This window comes from Thermaurantimonas aggregans (genome assembly GCF_003851885.1).
Lineage (GTDB): Bacteria > Bacteroidota > Bacteroidia > Flavobacteriales > Schleiferiaceae > Thermaurantimonas > Thermaurantimonas aggregans.
Genome location: NZ_BHZE01000006.1, coordinates 1 through 20411 on the forward strand (window position 1 = coordinate 1; position 20411 = coordinate 20411).

The following is a 20411-nucleotide window of genomic DNA, read 5'->3' on the forward strand; positions in this document are numbered from 1 at the left end:
CTTCAAAAATCAATTTTTTGAAATATCACTACCAAAAACCTGCTTTAAGTCTAATTCATTTTTTGTAACATTAAATACCATTTAAAAACTGATAAAAAAAAGCTGCCCTCTTTTAGGACAGCTTCATATTATTATTGGTGATTGAATACTATTTCTTTTTTCTTCTTTTTCTATTTTTAGGTATCATATCCTCTCCATCCTCCTCATCAGTGTAGCCATAACCATAACCGTAACCATAGCCATAGCCATAGCCATAGCCATAACCATAGCCATAACCATAGCCATAACCATAACCGTAACCGTATCCATAGCCATAACCAGAATTTTCTGGAGAGACGTCGTTGAGTACCAAAGCTACGTTAGTCAATGAACCCGTACTCGCTCTTTCACGAATTAGAAATAAAACCTCCTTTGGAGTATATCCTTGTCTGGTCACATAAAGATTTAAATCAGCATATTTAGCAATCTCAAAAGCATCACTTACCAAAAGAATTGGTGGCGTATCGATTATAATGTAATCATACTTCTTTTTAAGCTCAGTGACTAATTTTTTAAATTCTTCTCTTATAATTAATTCTGAAGGATTAGGAGGAATCGTTCCAGCAGAAATTATATCCAAATTATCATATTTTGTTGACTGAATAATTTCATTTATTTCGCTGGCGCCAGCTAAATAAGTACTCAACCCTGGTTCATTCGAAAGTCCAAAATCCATGAAAATTTTCGGCTTTCTGAGGTCAGCACCTATAATAATTGTTTTCTTGCCGCCCATCGCAAGAACACTTCCAAAATTAATGGAAACATAGGTTTTACCCTCACCAGGAATGAAAGAAGTTACCGAAATAACTTGAATAGGAGTGTCTTTTGTGGGTTTAAAAAATTCCAGATTTGCCCTGATACCTCTGAAGTTTTCAGATACTACAGATTTTGGGTAGTTTAAAACTGTTAGATTACTGTCTTTTTTGTTATGACCAATTAATCCAATTAATGGCACTTGTGTAATTTTCTCTAAATCTTGAGGACTTCTAACTTTTGAATCAAAATAGGTTATCAAAAAAAGATAACCAATTGGTATAATTCCTCCCAATAATGAACCAATGAGAAAATTTTGACCATACTTAGGAGAAAGAGGTGTATTATTCACCGACGCATCTTCCACGATTTGAACATCCGTTTGTGTACTTGCAGCCGTTATTCCAATTTCAGCTTTCTTTTGAAGCAAGAAAGTAAAAAGTGTTTGATTTATTTCGAATTTTCTCTTGATTCGGAGCAAATCCTGTTCAGTTTTAGGAACTTTACTAAGTTGTGATTCTAATAATTTTTGTCTTCTCTGCAAACTTACTAAATCCATATTTAGTAAGTTTTTTATGTTTACTACATTTTCTTTTATTGCCTCTTGAGTCGAGTGAATTTGTTGAAGAATTTCTTTAAGATATGGATTATCCACTTTTAAATTACCAAGTCGAGCTTTTTGGTTAATTAAATCATTTAATTTTTGAACTAAATTTAAAATTACAGGGTCACTTATTCCACTTACAGCAGGTCGGGCTACTTCGTTCTCTGGATCTTTATTTTGAAGTTGTTTTTCCAGGTACGAAAAATAATCCAATTTTAATTTAATCTGTGCTATTTCTTTATCTACTTCTGAAAGTCTATTGAACAATTCAGTTGCTTCAGAAGAAATATCTATTATCAGATTAGATGATCTGAAATTTTGTAAAATATTTTCAGTAAAAACCAAACTGTCTTCTATTCCTGTAAGCTGTTCATTGATAAATTTTAATGTGGACAAACTAGCTGCTTTTTTAAGTTCCAAGCCAAACTCGATGTAGGCTCTCATATATGCATTTATGTAATCTTTAATCTTTTCTTTTACAGTACCTTGTAATGTAATACTTATACCTGACGAACTTTTAGCAGCTGGTTCAACTTTGATATCTTTTGCATATTGATTTGCAAGTGCTTTTATGTTATTAAACTGTATTATAAATGATCGGCCAGCAAGGGATTTGTCTTTTTTACTCAATTTAAACTTATAACAATTTGAAATTATCCACTCATCAAATTTGTATACTTCCTCAGTTATATCATAATCACAAGGGAAAATCGAATCCGTTGAATATTGTACAACTCGAACTTTAGCATCTTTATCTAATTTTGTTAATTTAAAGGAATTTTCATCTATAACATTTATGTTTAATGATGTGAGGGGTTGAACGTGATTTTTATCAAATTCTAAAATAAAAGGCATGGAGGAGCCGTAATGCTCCACCTTTCTAAATCTACCCTCTTCAATTACCGTATAGTAAAAATTCAGACTTTTTAATGTTTTTTCTGCAAGTTTTGAACTTTGTAGAATCAATACTTCATTTTCAAACTTTAATCTGGGATTGTAATATCCCATGGACATAAGTAACATGTCCATGTTTGGACCTGTCTTCTCTCCTTCCTGAAGTAGAATTAAACTCTTACCTTGATAAACAGGAACTTTATATCTATTAACTATAAAAGCTGATAATAAACCTATAGCAATTCCCCCAATTACTATTGGCCAATAAGACAATATTTTGTAGAAAAAAGCTTTAAAATCAAACGACTCAGAATCTTGAAATGGATTTTGATTTAATATCGTATTTTTTTGAGTAGTGTAATTCATCTTTGAAATTCTAAGTTTAATTATTCAAACTTCTTGTTACAATAATTAGCGTTAAAAGTGTACTGACAACGCTCAAAACACCAGTAAATGTTTGAAAACCGGTTGTACCAATTCCCCAGCTTTTAGCAGGTAGAGGTTTTACGTTTATTATATCGTTTGGTTCCAGAAAAATATCAGCACTTGCTAACACTTTTCTATCTGTAAGATCCAGCGTTTTGAAAACATATCCATTTGCTGTCATTCGTATTATTTCTACCTCTTTTCGATTGCCTACAAAATCAATATCTCCTGCCTCTACTAAAGCATCAATAATTGTCACATAATTGCGCATAAAAACATAACGTCCGGGCTTCCGAACATCACCAATTACTTTAACATTTATGCCTGGAAAACTTACTTTTGCTTTTACTGTTCCAGGTTCGAAAAATTTATGTAATTCTTTTTCAATTATTTCTTGGGCTTCCATCAGGTTTTTTCCTGCTAGTTTAACAGTCCCGATAATCGGTAATTTAACTTCGCCATCTAAATCAATTGTAAATCCGTTTAAATAAAACAAAGGATCTAATCCATTACCAATACCTCCCATCATACCAAAATTCATCATGTTGGATGAGGCCATATTGAACAGTTCATTAACTTCTTTATTCGTAGAGATTACTTCTACTTTGATCATATCGCCTATTTGAAGTCGATATTTTATCATTAGTCTTTGCTGAAATTCTGCAGAATCAACAGCAATTGAAACTCCTGAATCTCGGAAATAGGTAAGCTGCTTTCTCGTTACGCAAGACGACAAAATCACTATCAATAAAAGAATAAATGAAACTCGATTCATTAAAGTCTAAATTTGGCCAAAGATATATTTCGGTTAAAGTGAAGTATTTCTTTTTTTTTATTAACAATCCATTATTTTAAGGAAAAAGGATGTTTTGATAAGGGAAGTGCTGCCAATGGATGATAATCTCCTTTTAGTCCTATCGGATCAGAAATCCGTATTTCATGAACAATTTCAATAGATGGTCGTGCATCTTCCAGTCCAAACCCCTTTCCGTCGAGAATGGCTTTGTAGGTTTCGGTATGAAGATCTGTAAATCCATCACTAAACTCAAACTCCTCTCCTTCAATTTTTAAACTTCTATAGGTACGCTTGCCCTTAGTACGAATTTCGATCGGTAAACATTCTTCATTGATGCTTAAAAACCATCTTACTCTTGCGCGTTCAAGATCCATGAATCCTGATGCCCTATCATGAGTATTGATATGTACCACTTGGTATTTGCATTTTCCAAATATCCATGTGAGCATATCAAAGAAATGAACGCCAATATTAGTGGCAATTCCCCCTGATTTACTCACATCTCCTTTCCAACTGGTGTAATACCATTTTCCACGGCTTGTAATGTAAGTAAGATCAATATCAAATATTTTTTTTGGATCAGACTGTAAAATTTTTTCTCTTAATTCGAGAATGGATTTATGAATGCGAAGTTGCAAAACATTATACACTTTTCCACCGGTTTCTTTTTCTACCTCCTTCAAGGCATCTATATTCCAAGGGTTCAGCACAATGGGCTTTTCACATATCACATCTGCACCTATCCGAAGTCCAAAGCGGATATGGCTATCGTGCAAATGATTGGGTGAGCAAATACTTACAAAATCAATTTTAGATCCAGTTCTTCTAAGTTTATCCACATGTCGATCAAATCGTTCAAATTCAACAAAAAAGGAAGCGTTGGGAAAATATGAATCCATTATACCGACACCATCATACGGATCATAAGCTGCTAATAGTTCATTTTCAGTATCCTTTATCGCTTTCATATGTCGGGGAGCTATGTACCCGGCTGCACCTATTAATGTAAAATTTTTAGACATGTCCAATTTTTATTACTTTGTTATTTTTCAATTCGTACCATTCTGCAGATTCAGGACATTGAGCCAAACCCTTTTCGTCAAAAATAAGTCTGTGTCCATATTCACTCATCCAACCTATTTGACGGGCAGGATTACCAACGACCAAAGCATACGGAGGAACTTCCTTTGTCACAACTGCTCCAGCTCCAATAAAAGCAAATTCTCCAATGTTATGGCCGCAAACTATTGTAGCATTCGCCCCAATCGTGGCACCCTTTCCTACATGGGTTTTTAAATACTGATTTCTACGATTCACAGCAGAGCGCGGATTAATAACATTCGTAAAAACCATACTTGGACCCAAAAAAACATCATCATCGCAAGTTACTCCAGTGTAGATGCTGACGTTATTTTGAACTTTTACATTGTTCCCAAGTACTACTTCAGGACTAACCACCACATTCTGGCCAAGATTGCAATTTTTACCAATTTTACAACCAGTCATAATATGGCTAAAATGCCATATTTTGGTTCCTTCACCGATTTCACAACCTTCATCGATTACAGCTGTGGGGTGGGCATAGTATAAAGTCATATATATGTATAATTTTAATTTATTCAGAGGCTTTACAGGTTCTCCTGTTTTATTTATTCAAAGGCCTTGCAGGTACTCCCACTGCAGTACAATTAGCTGGAATATTTTTCGACACTACAGCTCCAGCTCCGATTATAGAATTTTCTCCTATTTCAACATTATTGATAATTTTTGCACCTGTACCAATAAATACCGCACTGTTTATTTTTACATTGCCTGAAACATTAACTCCTGGCATCAATGAGGCAAAACTTTCTATAGCAGCATCATGCCCCACTGTACATTGAAGATTAATCAGTACAAAATCCCCAATATGAATGTTACAAGTGAGAATTGTACCTTCACAAATAACAACTCCTTTTCCAATAAAATTATATTTTATGTTTACAGTAGCTCTTGGATGAATTAATGATGGATAAGTAATATTTTTATTTAATATTTCAGAATAAATTCTCTTTCTAGTTAATGAATTACCGACAGCTAAAACCAAAGCGAGATCATCACTCCAGGCATTTAATTCTTTTATGCCTCCTAAAATAGGATATCCATTAAACAAGGTTCCAGGTTGAAATTTATCATCAAAATATCCAATTAAATTATATGAAGAAACAGAATGTGCATTTATATCATTAATTAATAGTTCAACTTCTCTACCAAATCCACCTGCACCAAAGATGGCAATATCCATATTTGTTTAGTTTAAAATATTAATAATCTTGTTGTAAGTGATAGAAATATGAAATTCATTTTCAAGTACTTGTCTTGCCCTGTTTCCCATAGTTTCTATCAGTTTAGGATTATTCGTAAATTTTAAAATATTACTTTGATAAGATTTATAATCCTTTGTGTAATTATAAAATCCTATTTTTTTCTTTTCTAAAAAAATTCCAACATCAGTATAATAATCTACAGATGCAATCACAGGCATGTAATATTCCATATAACTTAATAAACGAGAAGGGAAATTAGGGATGGTAAAATTAGGATTTAAAAAAATTAATCCGATATCACAAGCTGGCAGAAATTCATCAAATTCACTTTTTGGAAGCCTACTTTTAATCAAAACATTCTCTGGATTATTTAAATCTTTCCATCTTAGAATTTTGTTAAGTTCAGTTCCGGATCCTATAATAACATAATAAATATTTTTTAGGTGTAAGGTATATTCGATTGATTGAATTAGATAATTTATACCTTGCGGCTTACCCAGATTTCCTGCATACAGCAATATAAACTTATCAAAAGGCAAATTATATTTATTTCTTAATTCGTATTTTATTGTACTGGTTTTTTTAAAAGATTTTGGAAATATAGTATTTGGGTTTACTTCTACTTTATTTTTGTCTAAAAAGGAATTTTTTTCCAAAATATAATTTTTATTTTTTTCTGACATACAACCAATCATATCTGAAATTGAATATAATTTTTTTTCAATTCTTCTGAAAAAATAATACAGAGGATTTAATTTTGAAACAATTTTTAAATCTATTGCATTTTGAGGAAAAATATCCTTTAATAATAAATATATTTTTACATTTTTAACAAATTTTATCTTCTTTAATAAATAAAAAAAAGTAATCGGAGGTGTAAAACATATTATTAAATCGATTCTATTTATATCGAATTGATTTTTTAAAAGCCTTATCAATAAAGTATTTATGTTAAATAATGTGATCAGCTTCCTGAAACTACTTGATTTCTGATATCCTTTTGAAGGCACAAAAAAGATTGTATAATAATCATTTTCTTTCTTTTTAAATATCTGTTTAATATTATCATCTGTGCAAGTAACGAAAATTTGATGTTTATTTAAAATAAAGTAATTAATTAAATCAGTGTAAATATTTCTCTCACTTAAATCTTGTTTTGTTAATATTGTAGGAAAAAAAATGTTATAACTTTCTTTCAAAATAGAAAATTTATTAATTCAATATAAACATTTTGTACTTATCAATAGTCATAAATTTCAAACATTATCAATCACAATTTTGAAACCAAACTTTCTGTTTTACATAATCAGTATAACTTAAAATAATTCTAACTACTTTATCGCTTACATTTGGCATAGAATAATCATCAACCAAACGAAAATTTCTATCAATTATATCCTGATTTTTAAGTTCAATTAATCCTTGTAAAATTCTATCCTTATTTAAACCTACCATCATTACACTAGCTTCCTCCATTGCTTCTGGTCTTTCATGAGCTTCCCTGATATTTAACGCTCTAAAATTCAAAATAGATGATTCTTCACTAATAGTTCCACTATCTGATAATACTGCAAAGGAGTTAATTTGTAATGCATTGTAATCAAAAAAACCCAAAGGTTTTAACCATTGTATTTTGGGATTTACTTCTATAAATTTCTCCTCCAACATTTTTCTAGTTCGGGGATGCGTACTAACAATAATTGGATATTTAAATATTTGTGCAAGACTATTAAGTGTATCGATTAAATTTAAAAAATTTTTTTCATTATTGATGTTTTCTTCCCTATGAGATGATACTAAAAAATATTTATTTTTTTCTAAATTAAGACGTTTCAAAATATCACTGCTTCTAATTTTTTTCTCATAATAAGTCAATACTTCAAACATTGGCGATCCTGTTTTTATAACCCTATCCGGTGAAATTCCTTCTCTAAGTAAATAGTCACGTGATATTGAACTATAAGTTAAATTTATATCAGAAATATGGTCTACAATTTTTCGATTTATTTCTTCTGGTACTCTTTGATCAAAACAGCGATTACCTGCTTCCATATGGAAAATTGGAATTTTTCTTTTTTTTGCAGGTATAGCACATAAACAGGAGTTGGTATCACCTAATACTAAAAATGCGTCAGGTTTTTCTTTTTCCAGTATTGGATCAATGTTAATTAATATTTGACCAATTGTAACAGAAGGAGAACCGCCAGCTGCATTTAGGAAATAATCTGGTTTTCTAATTTCTAAATCATCATAAAAAATTTGATTAAGCTCATAATCGAAGTTTTGTCCGGTATGAACAGTCACATGGTCTATGGCTTCAGAGGCATCTAGTTTCGCCATTACTCTAGACAATCGAATTATTTCAGGTCGAGTTCCTACTACTGTTATTACTTTTAATTTCTTCATAATTTAAACATTCTCTGACCAGGTATCAGGATTATCAGGATTGTAAGGTTCATTTATCCAAAAAATAGTATATAAAATGTCTTTTCCAATATTTTTAATATTATGCGTATACCATATGGGCATATCTACAAATGATGGTTCATCTCCATCCAAATAAAAATTTAAAACTTTATCAGTACCAACCTTCCTGAGTTGAATTAATGCCTTTCCTTTTATAACAGCAAATCTTTCAATTTTTCGGGTATGAAAATGATTTCCACGGGTTACTTCCGGTAAGGTTGTTGAATATGATGTTTGACCACCTATATTATTTCTAATAATTTCAATAAACGCTCCCCTATTATCAATATTTTGTTTATATTTTTTAGGAAAATATGAGGTAAAATCAATATAACTTCTGTAAGTATTAAATAAATTAAACTCGAAATTTGACTTTAAATTAGGAATTTCCCCATTAATGTAATAAGTAGTATGATACTTTTCAATGAGTGATAATATTTCAGAAACATTTGCAACCGTAGTGTGATTTACTATATATTTATGTGAATTATCTTCATTTAATATTAACTCAATAAGTTTTTGTACAAGATCCCCAACATAAATCAAATTTAATTTTTTATCGACATCAATTCTAGGTGTTAAATTTCTAGAAATTTGATAGCAAAAAGTTGCCACTACAGAATTATAAAATGGCAAACTGAATGGACCAAATACATTCGGTATTATCATGCCAGTTAATCTACCACCACTCTGTTCAGCCCATTTTGATAAAATTTCTCTACTTATTTTTTTAGATTTTCCGTACTCACTATCATTATCTTCTTGTGTTGATGATGAAATAATTATATGAGGCTTTTTTAAGGTTCTGTTTAAGGAATCAATTAATTTTTGAACAAGGGCAATATTAGTTTCAAACAGAAATAAAGCATTCTCGTGCCGGTTCATTCCAGCTAAATGGACTATTACATCACAATTGGAAACAAATTGATCTAATTTTGACTCATCATTAAAGAACTCTCTTTTAAATTCAACCAACTGAAATTTATCTGGAAAAAGTTTCAATGTATGGTACAAATGATAACCGATAAAACCATTTTTTCCTGTAATACCTATTCTTTTCATTACCAAGGCAATTGCTCTATTGATATTCTATAATCGTCTGATTTGGATTGTTCTATAGTTAAGTCAGAAAAAACAATAAGAATACTACCTTTTTCAAGAGCTTTAAAACCATTATAATTTCCTGGCATAATATGAAGAACTTCACTCTTTTTTTCACTTAGTAAATACTCATTTTTTTTACTTGAATCCATCTGAATAGTTTTAATTAGAAAACTCCCTTTTGATACAAAAAACCACTTATTTTCTAACTTGTGTCCTTGCCATGCACGTATCACATCAAAATTTGGCTTAATACAATACATTCTGACAACTGAACTCATGTTAAACTCGTTAATAAATCTGATTGTACCGCGATGATCTTTATATATATCTCCAGAAATAATCATAATATTTAAACATAAAATTCTTTAATTTCATGCCCTAATAACTCTTTACGTATAATTGGCAACTTAATAAGTAACTTTTTGATACCTTCTACATCAAGTCTTTCAGCATTATGTGAATGATAATCGGATATTTTTGACAAATTTTGTTCACCTTTATAAAAATAAATTGCATAATTTAAATCACGATTATCTGCAGGAATTCTGTAAAATTTACCCATATCCTCTGATTTTGCCATTTCTTCCCTTGTGCATAAAGTTTCATATAGTTTTTCTCCATGTCTTGTTCCTATTATTTGGATAGGTACCTCCTTCCCAGCTAATTCAATTATTGCCTTTGCAAGATCCGAAATTGTAGCAGAAGGTGCTTTATGAACAAAAAGATCTCCAGGGTTTGCATTTTCAAAAGCGAATAATACCAAATCAACTGCATCATTAAGGCTCATTAAAAATCTTGTCATATTCGGATCGGTCACAGTGAGTGGTAGATTTTTTTTAATTTGACTAATAAAAAGGGGAATTACAGAGCCTCTTGAGGCCATAACATTTCCATATCTTGTAAGACAAACAACGGTATTTGATAAATTTCTAGATTCTGCAATGGCAACTTTTTCCATCATGGCTTTTGAAATGCCCATTGCATTAATTGGATATGCCGCTTTGTCTGTACTTAGACAAATAACTTTTTTTACTCCATTTATTCCAGCAGCTTTTATTACATTAAAAGTTCCTTCTACATTGGTTTTTACTGCCTCCATTGGAAAAAATTCACAGGAAGGAACCTGCTTAAGTGCAGCAGCATGAAAAATATAATCAACTCCCCTGGTGACTGGTTCAATGGAGTTGAAATCGCGTACATCACCTATATAATATCGAATTTTTTGATTCTTCAGAGCATTTCGCATTTCATCTTGTTTTTTTTCATCTCTTGAAAAAATTCGTATTTCCGAAAAGTGCTCTGTAGAAAGAAAACGCTCCAAAACAGCACTGCCAAACGATCCTGTTCCTCCAGTGATTAATAATACTTTATTACTAAACATTTTTATTTAAATATACTGTCCAAAACATCAAAAATTCTCTCCCAATCTTCTTCAGTCATGTTTGTTCCTGATGGAAGACATAAACCATGATTAAAAATACTTTCAGCGACTGTTTCACCAAAATAAAGAGCATCTTTAAATACCGGCTGCATGTGCATAGGCTTCCAAACTGGCCTTGATTCAATATTTTTTTCCTCAAATGCTAACCAGAGTTTTTCCCTACTTATACCATTATTTTTTTTTGGTTCAATCAATATCGTGGTCAACCATCTATTTGAAAAAAAACCCTTCTTTTCATCTAACCACTTTATGCAATAACCAAGTTTATTTTTTGCATCAAAATAAGCTTTATAACGATCAAAATTAGCTCTTCGACTCTGGATTCTGTCTTCTAACAATTTTAACTGTCCTCGCCCTATGGCAGCTATCACATTACTCATTCGATAATTAAAACCTATCTGAGAATGTTCATAGTGAGGAGCAGGATCTCTTGCCTGAGTTGCCAGAAATTTAGCCCTATTTATAACAGAAATATCGCTGGAAATTAATGCACCACCACCGCTAGTTGTTATTATTTTATTTCCATTAAAAGAAAGAATTCCATAATCGCCAATAGAACCACATTTTTTATCAAAATATTTTGAACCTAATGCTTCAGCAGCATCTTCAATTATTGGTATAGAATAAAGTTTAGAAATTTCAATGATTTTTGACATTGATGCTGGCATACCATACAAATGTACTGGTATAATTGCTTTGGGCTTTTTCCCCTTCTTTAATCTGTTCTTAATAGCTATTTCTAAATATTCAGGATCAATATTCCAAGTATTATCTTCAGAATCAATGAATATGGGATGTGCACCTGTATAAGTGATTGGATATGCCGAACCAGAAAAAGTAAGGCTTTGACAAATTACTTCATCACCAGGCTTTGTACCACATAAAATTAAAGCCAAATGGATTGCAGCAGTTCCAGAACTTAACACAGCAACATAGGATCCATCAAACAATTCTTGTAAATCTTGTTCAAAACCATCTACTTCAGGACCTAATGGAGCAATCCAATTTGATTTAAAAACTTCATTTACTTTATGTATCTCTTGTTCGCCAAGATGAGGAGGAGATAAGTAAATACGTTTCAAGTTTTTTTTTTTTTTTTTTTTATTTTTTTATCGCTATTAAATTGTTCTTTAATAGGACCAAATTAAATATATTTTAACACAACATCAAAAAAAATAATAGTTGACTAAAGAAAATTAAGAATAAAATTTTGAAATAAAATTAGAGAAAATTTCCTTTTTTGTTTCGATGTTGGGGTATGACAAAAGAACAGCACGATATTTACCTTTAAATACAAAAAAACTGCCAGCAGCTAATCCTAATAGGTCAAAATTATCAACTGCATCTTTAAAATGACTATATGACCCTACACCACCTAACACAGTCAAAGGCACATTAATTACTTCTGCAAACTCTTTAATTAAATTTAAATCATAACCTGTCATTAAACCATCTTTATCAATGGAATTTAATACAATTTCACCTACACCATATTCTTGAATTTTTATTAAATATTCTTTTATATCTATATCCATTCGCTTTGTACCATTATTAATATATATATAATATTTATCATCTTTCTTTATATCCAAAATTACAACAACACTTTGTACACCAACTTCTTTTCCAACATCTTTTATAAATTCCGGGTTTAAAATAGCAGCAGATGAAAGAGCTATTTTTTCAACTCCTAATTTAAATATTTTTTTTGCTTGATTGATATTTTTTATACCCCCACCATAACAAATTGGCATTCGAGCTTCAGCTGCAAGCCTTTCAATTAAAAAATAATTAGGTTCTAAATTTTTTGAAGTACAATCAATATCTAAAATTATTAATTCATCTACATTAAATTCATTAAATATTCGAACTGTATTAATAGGATCTCCAATATACTTATATTCCTTGAAATTAACACTTTTATAAAGCTGATTTTTGTGTATAAGAAGACAAGGTATTAAACGTGGTAAGAGCATAAGATATTATACATTTAAATCAATAAAATTTTTTATCAATAAAAGACCATTCTTATTACTTTTTTCAGGATGAAATTGTACACCAAAGATATTTTCTTTATTAATAGCAGAAATAAAATGAATACCATAATATGATTCAGCAATCTTATAAGTATCATCACAATCTACATAATAAGAATGTAAAAAGTAAAAAAATGATGGATTTGGATGATTTAAAAATATGGGGGAATTGTTTATCGGATTTACATGATTCCAACCCATATGTGGTGTTTTTGTTTTAAAGGGAATTTTTGATGTATCGAATTTTTTAACAAAACCATCCACCCATCCTAAACCATTTAAAGAACCTTCTTCACTGAAATTAAATAAAATTTGCATACCAACACAAACACCAAGAAATAGTTTTTTTTTAATGATTATCTCATGTTCAAGTGTATCACGCAAACCAGATTTATTTAACAAATCCATTGCTGTATCAAAAGCACCTACACCAGGAAGTATTATTTTTTCAGCTAATTTTAAATTTTCAGGTGTGTTAGCTACAATGTATTTAATATTTAATCTTTCAAAAATATTTACAAATGCTTTTATATTACCAAGACCATAATCAACTACAGCAATCATATTAAAATTTTCTTTTTTTTGTTTTTTCAATACCTAATAAATTTAATACAGACGCTCCAAATTTAAAAACGCTACTTTGATTTTTATAATCCCAATAATATTTTTTAGGGATAGAGAAGTAATGAGTTAATTCTTGTATAGATATTCCTAATTTGGAGGCAATAAAATAAATTTCTTCATTAATTTGTTCTTCAGATAAAGGGGGTTTATTTAATATTTCAAGAGCTTCGTTTCTTTGAAGTTGCCCAGTTAAAATAAGACTTGACAATTGAACTCTTCTAGGATCAAAACCAAATCTCATAGGCAACCAATAACCTTCAAAAAAGCGTGTAAATCTTGACTCAAAATGTTTTTGTTGATATGGTTTATAATTATATTGATCAATTAATACTTTTATCGCATTATTTTTGAAATAAGGGATTAAATTTAACAATTTAACCACTGTAATACCTTTTATATATTTTAAATATAATTTATGTCTAAATATTGAACTAAAGGGATAAGATTCAAAAGAAATATTTGAATGTTTTTTTATTATATCATTTAAAAATATCATATCTGTTCCATAATAATAATACTTTAAGGGATATTGAACACATTCTGTTGAAAAGTTTCCTCCATTAAAAATGTATTTAATATTATACTTTTCCGCGTATTTATAGAGTGCGGCAATAAATGCATGATCTTGTGGAATATCTAAATATGGTACACCAGCTTTGAAGAAAGCTAGTTGAAATTCTCGCATTTCATCCCAATTTATTACTTCAGTATATAAGTCGAGACCTAGTTTATCAACTATGGAATAAATGTTATTTACTGCAATTTCAGAATTCCAGCCACCATCTACGTGAAAAACCAATGGTCGTAAATTAAACTTAGTAACAGCAACATGCAACATGTAAGAGCTATCAATGCCTCCACTCAAACCAATAATACAATCATATTCTTTATTTTTTCCATCTTTTTTTATTTTTTGAATTATTTTGTTAACATCATTTTCATCATTAATACTTTTCTCCCAATGTCTTTTAACATGATTTGTAAAATCATGACAGTGATCACAAACTCCATCTGAATCAAATTGAATCATAGGATCAGAAGTGTCCATTACGCAATTAGTACACTGTCTATATTCTGTGGAAATATTCATTTTTTAAAAGAATTATAAATTTTTAACCATATATTGTTTTCAGAGGTATTAATGTTATAAAATTTATTATATAAATACAATGCATTTGAACACATTTCAAGGTAACTATTTTCATCTAATAAAAGAGCTTTATCGATGATCTCTGATAATTTATCAGGATCATTATTAACCCACCATCCAGCCTTATATATATTTAATATTTCCCAGGGAGCGCCTTTAGAAACAATGACTGGGGTAGATTGCGACAAGGCTTCAATGATTACATTTCCAAAATTTTCTCTATCAGAAGATAGAATTAAAAAATAAGCGTTATAAAGTAAATTATATTTATTCTGATTATATATTTCACCGATAAATTTAATTTTATTTTCAAGATTATATTTTTTGGTTAAATCATGAAGATAATTTAAATATAAATAATCAATTTTTCTTAGAGGTTTACCGGCTATAATAAAGTTAGAAATTGAATTTACAAAATATTTTGATTTATACAAAGCAATTATCGTATTTTCTATTTTTTTTATATCATAAATAATACCTAAATACACAAAATCTTTTGAAAATACTTGTTTTTTTTCTCTCGGTAATTCATTTATAAAATTGGGTTGTGTAAAAATATTTGGATTTTTAAATAATTTAGTTATTGCATTTACTTCCTCATTTGATGTTGCATGAAAAACAATCTTATTCTTGATAAGTATATAAAATTTAATTATTATTTTTTTTACAAATTTATCAATCGCCTCTTCAAAAAATTCTCCTCTAGGTGATAAGATAACAGTTTTTTTTAAAAGTATGGAATAAATAATAGTGAAAAGGGTTAATAAACTATACGCACTTGAGTAATGAACAATGTCGCATTTTGGTATAGTTTTATAGGTTATATATACTGCATATATGGGAAACTTTGGATTTTTACTTTTTGTATAATAAACAAATCCACAGTCTAAATTAATCCATGTATTTGTATTATAATTATTTGGAACTTTAAAATTAGTTGTAACAATATAACAATTAATTCCATTTTTTTTTAAATACTTAGATAACCAATAAACAGAACTACTAGGACCTCCAATGGTAGTTGGATAAAAAATAGCAATGGGAAATAGAATTTTCATTCCCTAGTTATTTTATCAATTTTGACCCTAAAGAGTCAAATAGTTTTTTAAGTCGCCAATAGTTTAAAACTAATGGTCTTATTTTTTTTCCAATTTTAAAAGAAAAAAATTTTGAGATGTATAAATTATAATATGAATTTTGAAAAACCTGATAATATTCTTTTTTTACAATTTCATCCCAATTTGAATAATTTAAAGCTGCCTTTGTTATATTTTGCTTCCTGTGATTGGCTAAATATTTGTTAATATATTTGACTTTTGATTTATAAAATAGCCTGGAATAAAATTCATTATCAATCCCACATTTAAAATTAATATTAAAAGCATCTCTATCAGATAACAAATGTTTCTTCCAAAAGACTGCGTTAGATGATGTAGTATTTGAAAATCCAACAAATACGCTTATAAAGTAAGAAAATTTCGTGTGTTTAATGAAACCTATAATTTTGTCATTGTAATCTATTATATATATATTACCAAAAACTATTTCCAGACTAGAATCTGTACTAAAAGTGTTTATAACAGAACTAAAAGCATCTCTACAAAAAGTATCATCGGAATTTATCCAACAAATAATATCACCAGTAACATACTTTATAGCATGGTTTAAAGCAGATGCCTGACCTGAATTTTCTTGACGAAAAATTTTTATTTTATCAGGATATTTATTTTTGTATTCACATAAAATATTCCATGAATTGTCAGTTGATCCATCGTCTACGACAATAATTTCATAAAACTTGTAATCTTGTTCTATAATACTATCAATTGTTTTTGAAATATATTTATCATAATTATAATTTGGAATAAGAACAGAAATTTTGAAACAAGTGTTTGACATAAGAATTATTTTCTAGAATGTAAACCAATAAAAATAGCAGAAAATAAAATAAATGTAATATTAATAAAAACAAAATTGAAAAGTAAGGAAGATAAATATATTTTACTGATATTTAACGGTAGATTTTTAAATGATAATTTAATAATGTTATAAATAAATAAAAAATACAATGTAAGACCGATTAAACCAGATCGAGCTGTAATGTTTATTGGAAATACATTTGGTACTGAATCCACCCTACCCCAAACGTGAAAAATAGTATTAGAAGGAATATATTTGCTCATAGGTAAGCTAATCAAATTTGGACCAGTTCCTGTAACTAAATAAATTGGATTATTCCATAAATAGATAAGTGCTAATCTATCAAAAATATCAAACCTTTTAAACAATTTAGGTTCATTTTTAATCCAATCCTCATCTAAAGCAATAAGCGCTTTAGTAATTTTACGGTGTGTGCCTGGATGCAATAAATTATTTTCTAATAGAATAAAATAAGATGTGATCAATAAAAAAGCAATTAGAATAAAACTTAAAATACTTTTAAAATTAAATTTTAAAAAAATCAAAACATTTAACAGTAAGAATAATATGTAAGATGAAGCAGAGGAACTTAGTAAAACACCCAAAATACATGTAAAAATAGAAAATAAATAAAATTTAGTATATTTTTTAAATTGAATACAAAAAAGTAAAATTATTGAATATGCAAAAGCACTTGAACGACCTAAAGCTTTAGGCTCTCCATTTAAACCTAAAAATCTATTTTTTTCAAAGTATTCTAAGTCAAATAAAGTGGCTTTTATTTGATATGATATAAAATAATCAAACAAACCTATCCAAAAAGATAAAATGGCTGAAATAGCAAATGCTTTTATTATAAATTCTAAAGTAATTCTTCTATATTTTATTGAAAATATTACATAAAAAATAACAATAAATTCAAGAAATATTCGAATTATTTGAACAATAGTCCTTCCATGTGCTTTTTGGCTCCATGATCTATCTCCACTCATGTCTTCCCAAGGAAAAATAAATCCAAAAATTACCCCTAATATTATCAAATAAATAAATTCATATTTAATATATCGAATTAAATTTTCTATAATTATATTTTTTTTAAAAAGATGATTTATTACGAAGGGTATATTTATAATAGCTATAAAATAAATTAAAAGTATATTAACATTAAATAATTTAAAATATAAGGTATCAGAAACTATGGAAAAAATGGATAGAAAGAAATTTAATTTATGTTTATTTAAAAAATGAAGAATTGAAATTAATACTATGAAAAAAATTGAGAGTATTAAACCCACGAATCTTTAATTATTTGTATTCTTTTCAAGAACTGATAATAAAGACTTAGAAGAGAGCTCAGTATTTATTCTTTTTCCTAAATAAACACTTCTTTTTGAGAATATTTCAATTTCTTCATTTGAAAGATTTACAATTTTTTGCATACAACTTAGCAATGAAGTTACTGAATTAAAATTAAACATATATCCATTGTATCCATCTATTAAAAATTCTGTAGCAGCACCAACTTTATCACTTAAAATTAAAGGATAACCACTCAAACTCATTTCATGCACAACTACTCCCCATGGTTCAAAATTACTTGGCAGACAAAAAACTCCACCCTTGTCTATTTCATTTTTTAATTCAGTTAGTTGTAGGAAGGGTAATATTACAACATTCTCATCTTTAAATTTTAAAATCTCTTCATATAGAGGACCATCACCTATTAAATATAAGGGCCAACTATTTCTTATATTTTTATCAAGCGATTTATAAGCATTTAAAAGTGTAAATATACCTTTTTCTTTAACAAATCTGCCAACAAAAAGGAAACGTTTTTTAAAATTACCAGAATATGTAAAAATCGAATCATCAGCAGAATATAAATTATATATAATATTTTTTGAAGAGTAACCAAAGTGTTGGGCATAAGAAAATTGGGGCTTTCCAGCTATCCACATGTAGTCAAATATACTTTTATAAAATACTTTATAATAAAAAACACCTAATCTTTGTCTTATCGTACCAAACCATTGATCATCGATACCAACAACAGAAACAGTCTTGTTTTTATAAATTTTTTTATATTTTTTTAAAGCATAAATATATTCATCATCAACCCAACCCGAAATATAAATAATATGTGGCTTTTGATTAAGTAATAATTCTAATAAAGATTTTTTATTAAGTTTAGATCTTTTTATAATTTTAATTCGATTAAATTCTTCAACAATATATTGTGTTCTTTCAATATTTTTTTTATCATAGTAAATTAATGTTATATTGATATTATCATTTATTTCCACTAACTTTTTTAAAACACCAATTACATAATGTACAACATATGTATAAAAAAAAACTATGGTTAAATTATTAGTTTTCTGCATTAAGTAATTTATTGGGATACTTTAAATATATTTATAAATTTAGATACTGAAACTGCAATTGAGGCAATTAAGGGGATTAATGCTAAATTGAAGTTATGAAATTTAAAATTTATCATAATTGCAGTTGAACAACATAATATAAATAATAAAAATGCAATTAAATAAATACTTTTATCAATGTTGATTTTAATATGTTTTTCAATTAAATAATTAACCTGTATTAAATAAAACAAATTTGATACTAAATAAGATATACCAAGACCTAACAGACTTAAATATTTAAAACCTATAATGCTTAAAAAAAGAAAATATAAATTGAATATTAATTCATTAAAAAAAAATAATCTATTGGTATTTTTTACTAAGAATAAAAAAGAAAGAATATAACTAATGGATTTAATAAACATTCCTAATAAAATCAAAATCATCATCGAACTAATAGATAGAAATTCATTAGAGTACAAAAGTGAAATTATATCATGATGAAAAAAAATAAAAATAGTAATCATAGGTGTCAAAATAAACAACACTATTTTTGTATAATTATGTATCAGATTTTTTACTTTAGTTACTTCATTAATACAAGAGCTTAGTTTTGGATAATAATCATTTAACATTGAAGATAATATTAAATTAATATAAGTTAATATAATTACAAAACCAGCTGTATATAAACCAACAATTTCTTCGCCAGAGGTATGATTGATAAATATTCGCAATAAATAAGATACTAATGTTGATAGAGCATTTGTAATACTGATGATAAAACCAAGCTTGAGAATAATTTTACTTTTTTCGATAAATTCACCAAGGGATACTTGTACTTTTTTTAAATTTAAATTTAATATAAAATACTTTGAAATAAAATACGGAATTAAACTGTAGATAATTATTGACCAAATTATGCCATTTTTCTTAAAGTAATAATAAATTGGTGCAGATAAAAGAAATGAAACAGCAGCACTAATTACATTTGACTGAATCAATTTATTGACATTATTAATTCCACGAAGTAATGATTCATTTTGTATTGTTAATTGATAAAAAAGCAATGTAATAGACAATAATAAAAAATCAGTAATATAGTCATAACTACCAAAAGTAACTTTACTTAAATAAGACGATAATAAAATACTTAAAATAAAACCAAAAAAACCTGTGAGAAGAATCAACCTTTTAAATATGGTATATGTTTTAAGGAAATCTTCATTACTACTTAAATATGCATTGTTTATTTCTTTAACGGAACTTACAGCCAAACCAAAATTTGTTACGGAAGTTAGAAAACTCAATGCCGATGTATATAAACCATGTAAACCTAAACCAACAGGACCTAACAAAACAGCTATAAGCTTAGATCGTAATATATTAAATATTACGACAAATCCTTGTGAAATTCCAAGAAAAGTTATACCTTTAAAAATAGATTTATTAGAAAAATGGATACTTTTCAAAAGAAAACTAGAGA

19 protein-coding genes are annotated in these 20411 nt (G+C 28.3%); all 19 read right to left on the minus strand.

Annotated elements, in window-relative coordinates:
- Nucleotides 1-148 precede the first annotated feature (148 nt).
- The 19 genes from EIP89_RS04030 to EIP89_RS04120 all read right to left on the minus strand — a co-directional run bounded on the left by EIP89_RS04030 (nt 149) and on the right by EIP89_RS04120 (nt 20397).
- Nucleotides 149-2656, minus strand: a complete 2508-nt coding sequence (locus tag EIP89_RS04030) for a GumC family protein (protein ID WP_124397378.1) — start codon at nt 2654-2656, stop codon at nt 149-151.
- A 16-nt stretch (nt 2657-2672) separates the two neighbouring features.
- Entirely contained in the window at nt 2673-3491 is an 819-nt protein-coding gene (locus EIP89_RS04035) for a polysaccharide biosynthesis/export family protein (RefSeq protein WP_124397379.1), read from the minus strand.
- Between the two features lie 71 nt (nt 3492-3562).
- Entirely contained in the window at nt 3563-4534 is a 972-nt protein-coding gene (locus tag EIP89_RS04040; RefSeq protein ID WP_124397380.1) for a Gfo/Idh/MocA family protein, read from the minus strand.
- Nucleotides 4527-5108, minus strand: a complete 582-nt coding sequence (locus EIP89_RS04045) for an acyltransferase (RefSeq protein WP_124397381.1) — start codon at nt 5106-5108, stop codon at nt 4527-4529. Before EIP89_RS04045 ends, EIP89_RS04040 begins: the two co-directional genes overlap by 8 nt.
- A 49-nt stretch (nt 5109-5157) precedes the next feature.
- Entirely contained in the window at nt 5158-5796 is a 639-nt protein-coding gene (locus EIP89_RS04050) for an acetyltransferase (protein ID WP_124397382.1), read from the minus strand.
- Nucleotides 5797-5802: 6 nt separating this feature from the next.
- Nucleotides 5803-7017, minus strand: coding sequence for a glycosyltransferase family 4 protein (locus tag EIP89_RS04055; protein ID WP_124397383.1), 1215 nt, complete (start codon nt 7015-7017; stop codon nt 5803-5805).
- Between the two features lie 67 nt (nt 7018-7084).
- Complete coding sequence (gene wecB, locus EIP89_RS04060) at nt 7085-8224, minus strand: non-hydrolyzing UDP-N-acetylglucosamine 2-epimerase (protein ID WP_124397384.1); 1140 nt, start codon at nt 8222-8224, stop codon at nt 7085-7087.
- 3 nt (nt 8225-8227) lie between these two features.
- Nucleotides 8228-9346, minus strand: coding sequence for a polysaccharide biosynthesis C-terminal domain-containing protein (locus EIP89_RS04065; RefSeq protein ID WP_124397385.1), 1119 nt, complete (start codon nt 9344-9346; stop codon nt 8228-8230).
- Nucleotides 9346-9732: a WxcM-like domain-containing protein gene (locus EIP89_RS04070; protein ID WP_124397386.1), complete on the minus strand. Its 387-nt coding sequence runs from the start codon at nt 9730-9732 to the stop codon at nt 9346-9348. The genes EIP89_RS04065 and EIP89_RS04070 overlap by 1 nt, the downstream gene beginning before the upstream one ends.
- Before the next feature lie 5 nt (nt 9733-9737).
- Entirely contained in the window at nt 9738-10769 is a 1032-nt protein-coding gene (locus EIP89_RS04075; protein WP_124397387.1) for a polysaccharide biosynthesis protein, read from the minus strand.
- Between the two features lie 2 nt (nt 10770-10771).
- Entirely contained in the window at nt 10772-11911 is a 1140-nt protein-coding gene (locus tag EIP89_RS04080; protein ID WP_124397388.1) for a DegT/DnrJ/EryC1/StrS family aminotransferase, read from the minus strand.
- Nucleotides 11912-12025: 114 nt separating this feature from the next.
- On the minus strand, nt 12026-12805 hold the full coding sequence (locus EIP89_RS04085; protein WP_124397389.1) for an AglZ/HisF2 family acetamidino modification protein: 780 nt from the start codon (nt 12803-12805) through the stop codon (nt 12026-12028).
- Nucleotides 12806-12811: 6 nt separating this feature from the next.
- Nucleotides 12812-13459 (minus strand): imidazole glycerol phosphate synthase subunit HisH, encoded by a 648-nt coding sequence (gene hisH, locus EIP89_RS04090; protein ID WP_218019323.1) that lies wholly within the window; start codon nt 13457-13459, stop codon nt 12812-12814.
- Nucleotides 13431-14579, minus strand: coding sequence for an N-acetyl sugar amidotransferase (locus tag EIP89_RS04095; protein ID WP_124397390.1), 1149 nt, complete (start codon nt 14577-14579; stop codon nt 13431-13433). Before EIP89_RS04095 ends, hisH begins: the two co-directional genes overlap by 29 nt.
- Complete coding sequence (locus tag EIP89_RS04100; protein ID WP_124397391.1) at nt 14576-15697, minus strand: glycosyltransferase; 1122 nt, start codon at nt 15695-15697, stop codon at nt 14576-14578. The genes EIP89_RS04095 and EIP89_RS04100 overlap by 4 nt, the downstream gene beginning before the upstream one ends.
- A gap of 7 nt (nt 15698-15704) precedes the next feature.
- Nucleotides 15705-16538, minus strand: coding sequence for a glycosyltransferase (locus EIP89_RS04105; protein ID WP_124397392.1), 834 nt, complete (start codon nt 16536-16538; stop codon nt 15705-15707).
- 5 nt (nt 16539-16543) lie between these two features.
- Nucleotides 16544-17599, minus strand: coding sequence for an O-antigen ligase family protein (locus EIP89_RS04110; RefSeq protein ID WP_124397393.1), 1056 nt, complete (start codon nt 17597-17599; stop codon nt 16544-16546).
- Between the two features lie 261 nt (nt 17600-17860).
- Nucleotides 17861-18943 carry a glycosyltransferase family 4 protein gene (locus EIP89_RS04115; protein WP_124397394.1) on the minus strand — a complete coding sequence of 361 codons (1083 nt, stop codon included), beginning with the start codon at nt 18941-18943 and terminating at the stop codon, nt 17861-17863.
- Between the two features lie 8 nt (nt 18944-18951).
- Complete coding sequence (locus EIP89_RS04120) at nt 18952-20397, minus strand: oligosaccharide flippase family protein (protein ID WP_160160514.1); 1446 nt, start codon at nt 20395-20397, stop codon at nt 18952-18954.
- Nucleotides 20398-20411: the final 14 nt, after the last annotated feature.

Coding starts and splice junctions, on each gene's coding strand:
- EIP89_RS04095 (WP_124397390.1), bottom strand. CDS start 14,579: ATGAATATTTCCACAGAATATAGACAGTGTACTAATTGCGTAATGGAC.
- EIP89_RS04045 (WP_124397381.1), bottom strand. CDS start 5,108: ATGACTTTATACTATGCCCACCCCACAGCTGTAATCGATGAAGGTTGT.
- EIP89_RS04040 (WP_124397380.1), bottom strand. CDS start 4,534: ATGTCTAAAAATTTTACATTAATAGGTGCAGCCGGGTACATAGCTCCC.
- EIP89_RS04030 (WP_124397378.1), bottom strand. CDS start 2,656: ATGAATTACACTACTCAAAAAAATACGATATTAAATCAAAATCCATTT.
- EIP89_RS04050 (WP_124397382.1), bottom strand. CDS start 5,796: ATGGATATTGCCATCTTTGGTGCAGGTGGATTTGGTAGAGAAGTTGAA.
- wecB (WP_124397384.1), bottom strand. CDS start 8,224: ATGAAGAAATTAAAAGTAATAACAGTAGTAGGAACTCGACCTGAAATA.
- EIP89_RS04115 (WP_124397394.1), bottom strand. CDS start 18,943: ATGCAGAAAACTAATAATTTAACCATAGTTTTTTTTTATACATATGTT.
- EIP89_RS04105 (WP_124397392.1), bottom strand. CDS start 16,538: ATGTCAAACACTTGTTTCAAAATTTCTGTTCTTATTCCAAATTATAAT.
- EIP89_RS04035 (WP_124397379.1), bottom strand. CDS start 3,491: ATGAATCGAGTTTCATTTATTCTTTTATTGATAGTGATTTTGTCGTCT.
- EIP89_RS04100 (WP_124397391.1), bottom strand. CDS start 15,697: ATGAAAATTCTATTTCCCATTGCTATTTTTTATCCAACTACCATTGGA.
- EIP89_RS04070 (WP_124397386.1), bottom strand. CDS start 9,732: ATGATTATTTCTGGAGATATATATAAAGATCATCGCGGTACAATCAGA.
- EIP89_RS04075 (WP_124397387.1), bottom strand. CDS start 10,769: ATGTTTAGTAATAAAGTATTATTAATCACTGGAGGAACAGGATCGTTT.
- EIP89_RS04085 (WP_124397389.1), bottom strand. CDS start 12,805: ATGCTCTTACCACGTTTAATACCTTGTCTTCTTATACACAAAAATCAG.
- EIP89_RS04065 (WP_124397385.1), bottom strand. CDS start 9,346: ATGAAAAGAATAGGTATTACAGGAAAAAATGGTTTTATCGGTTATCAT.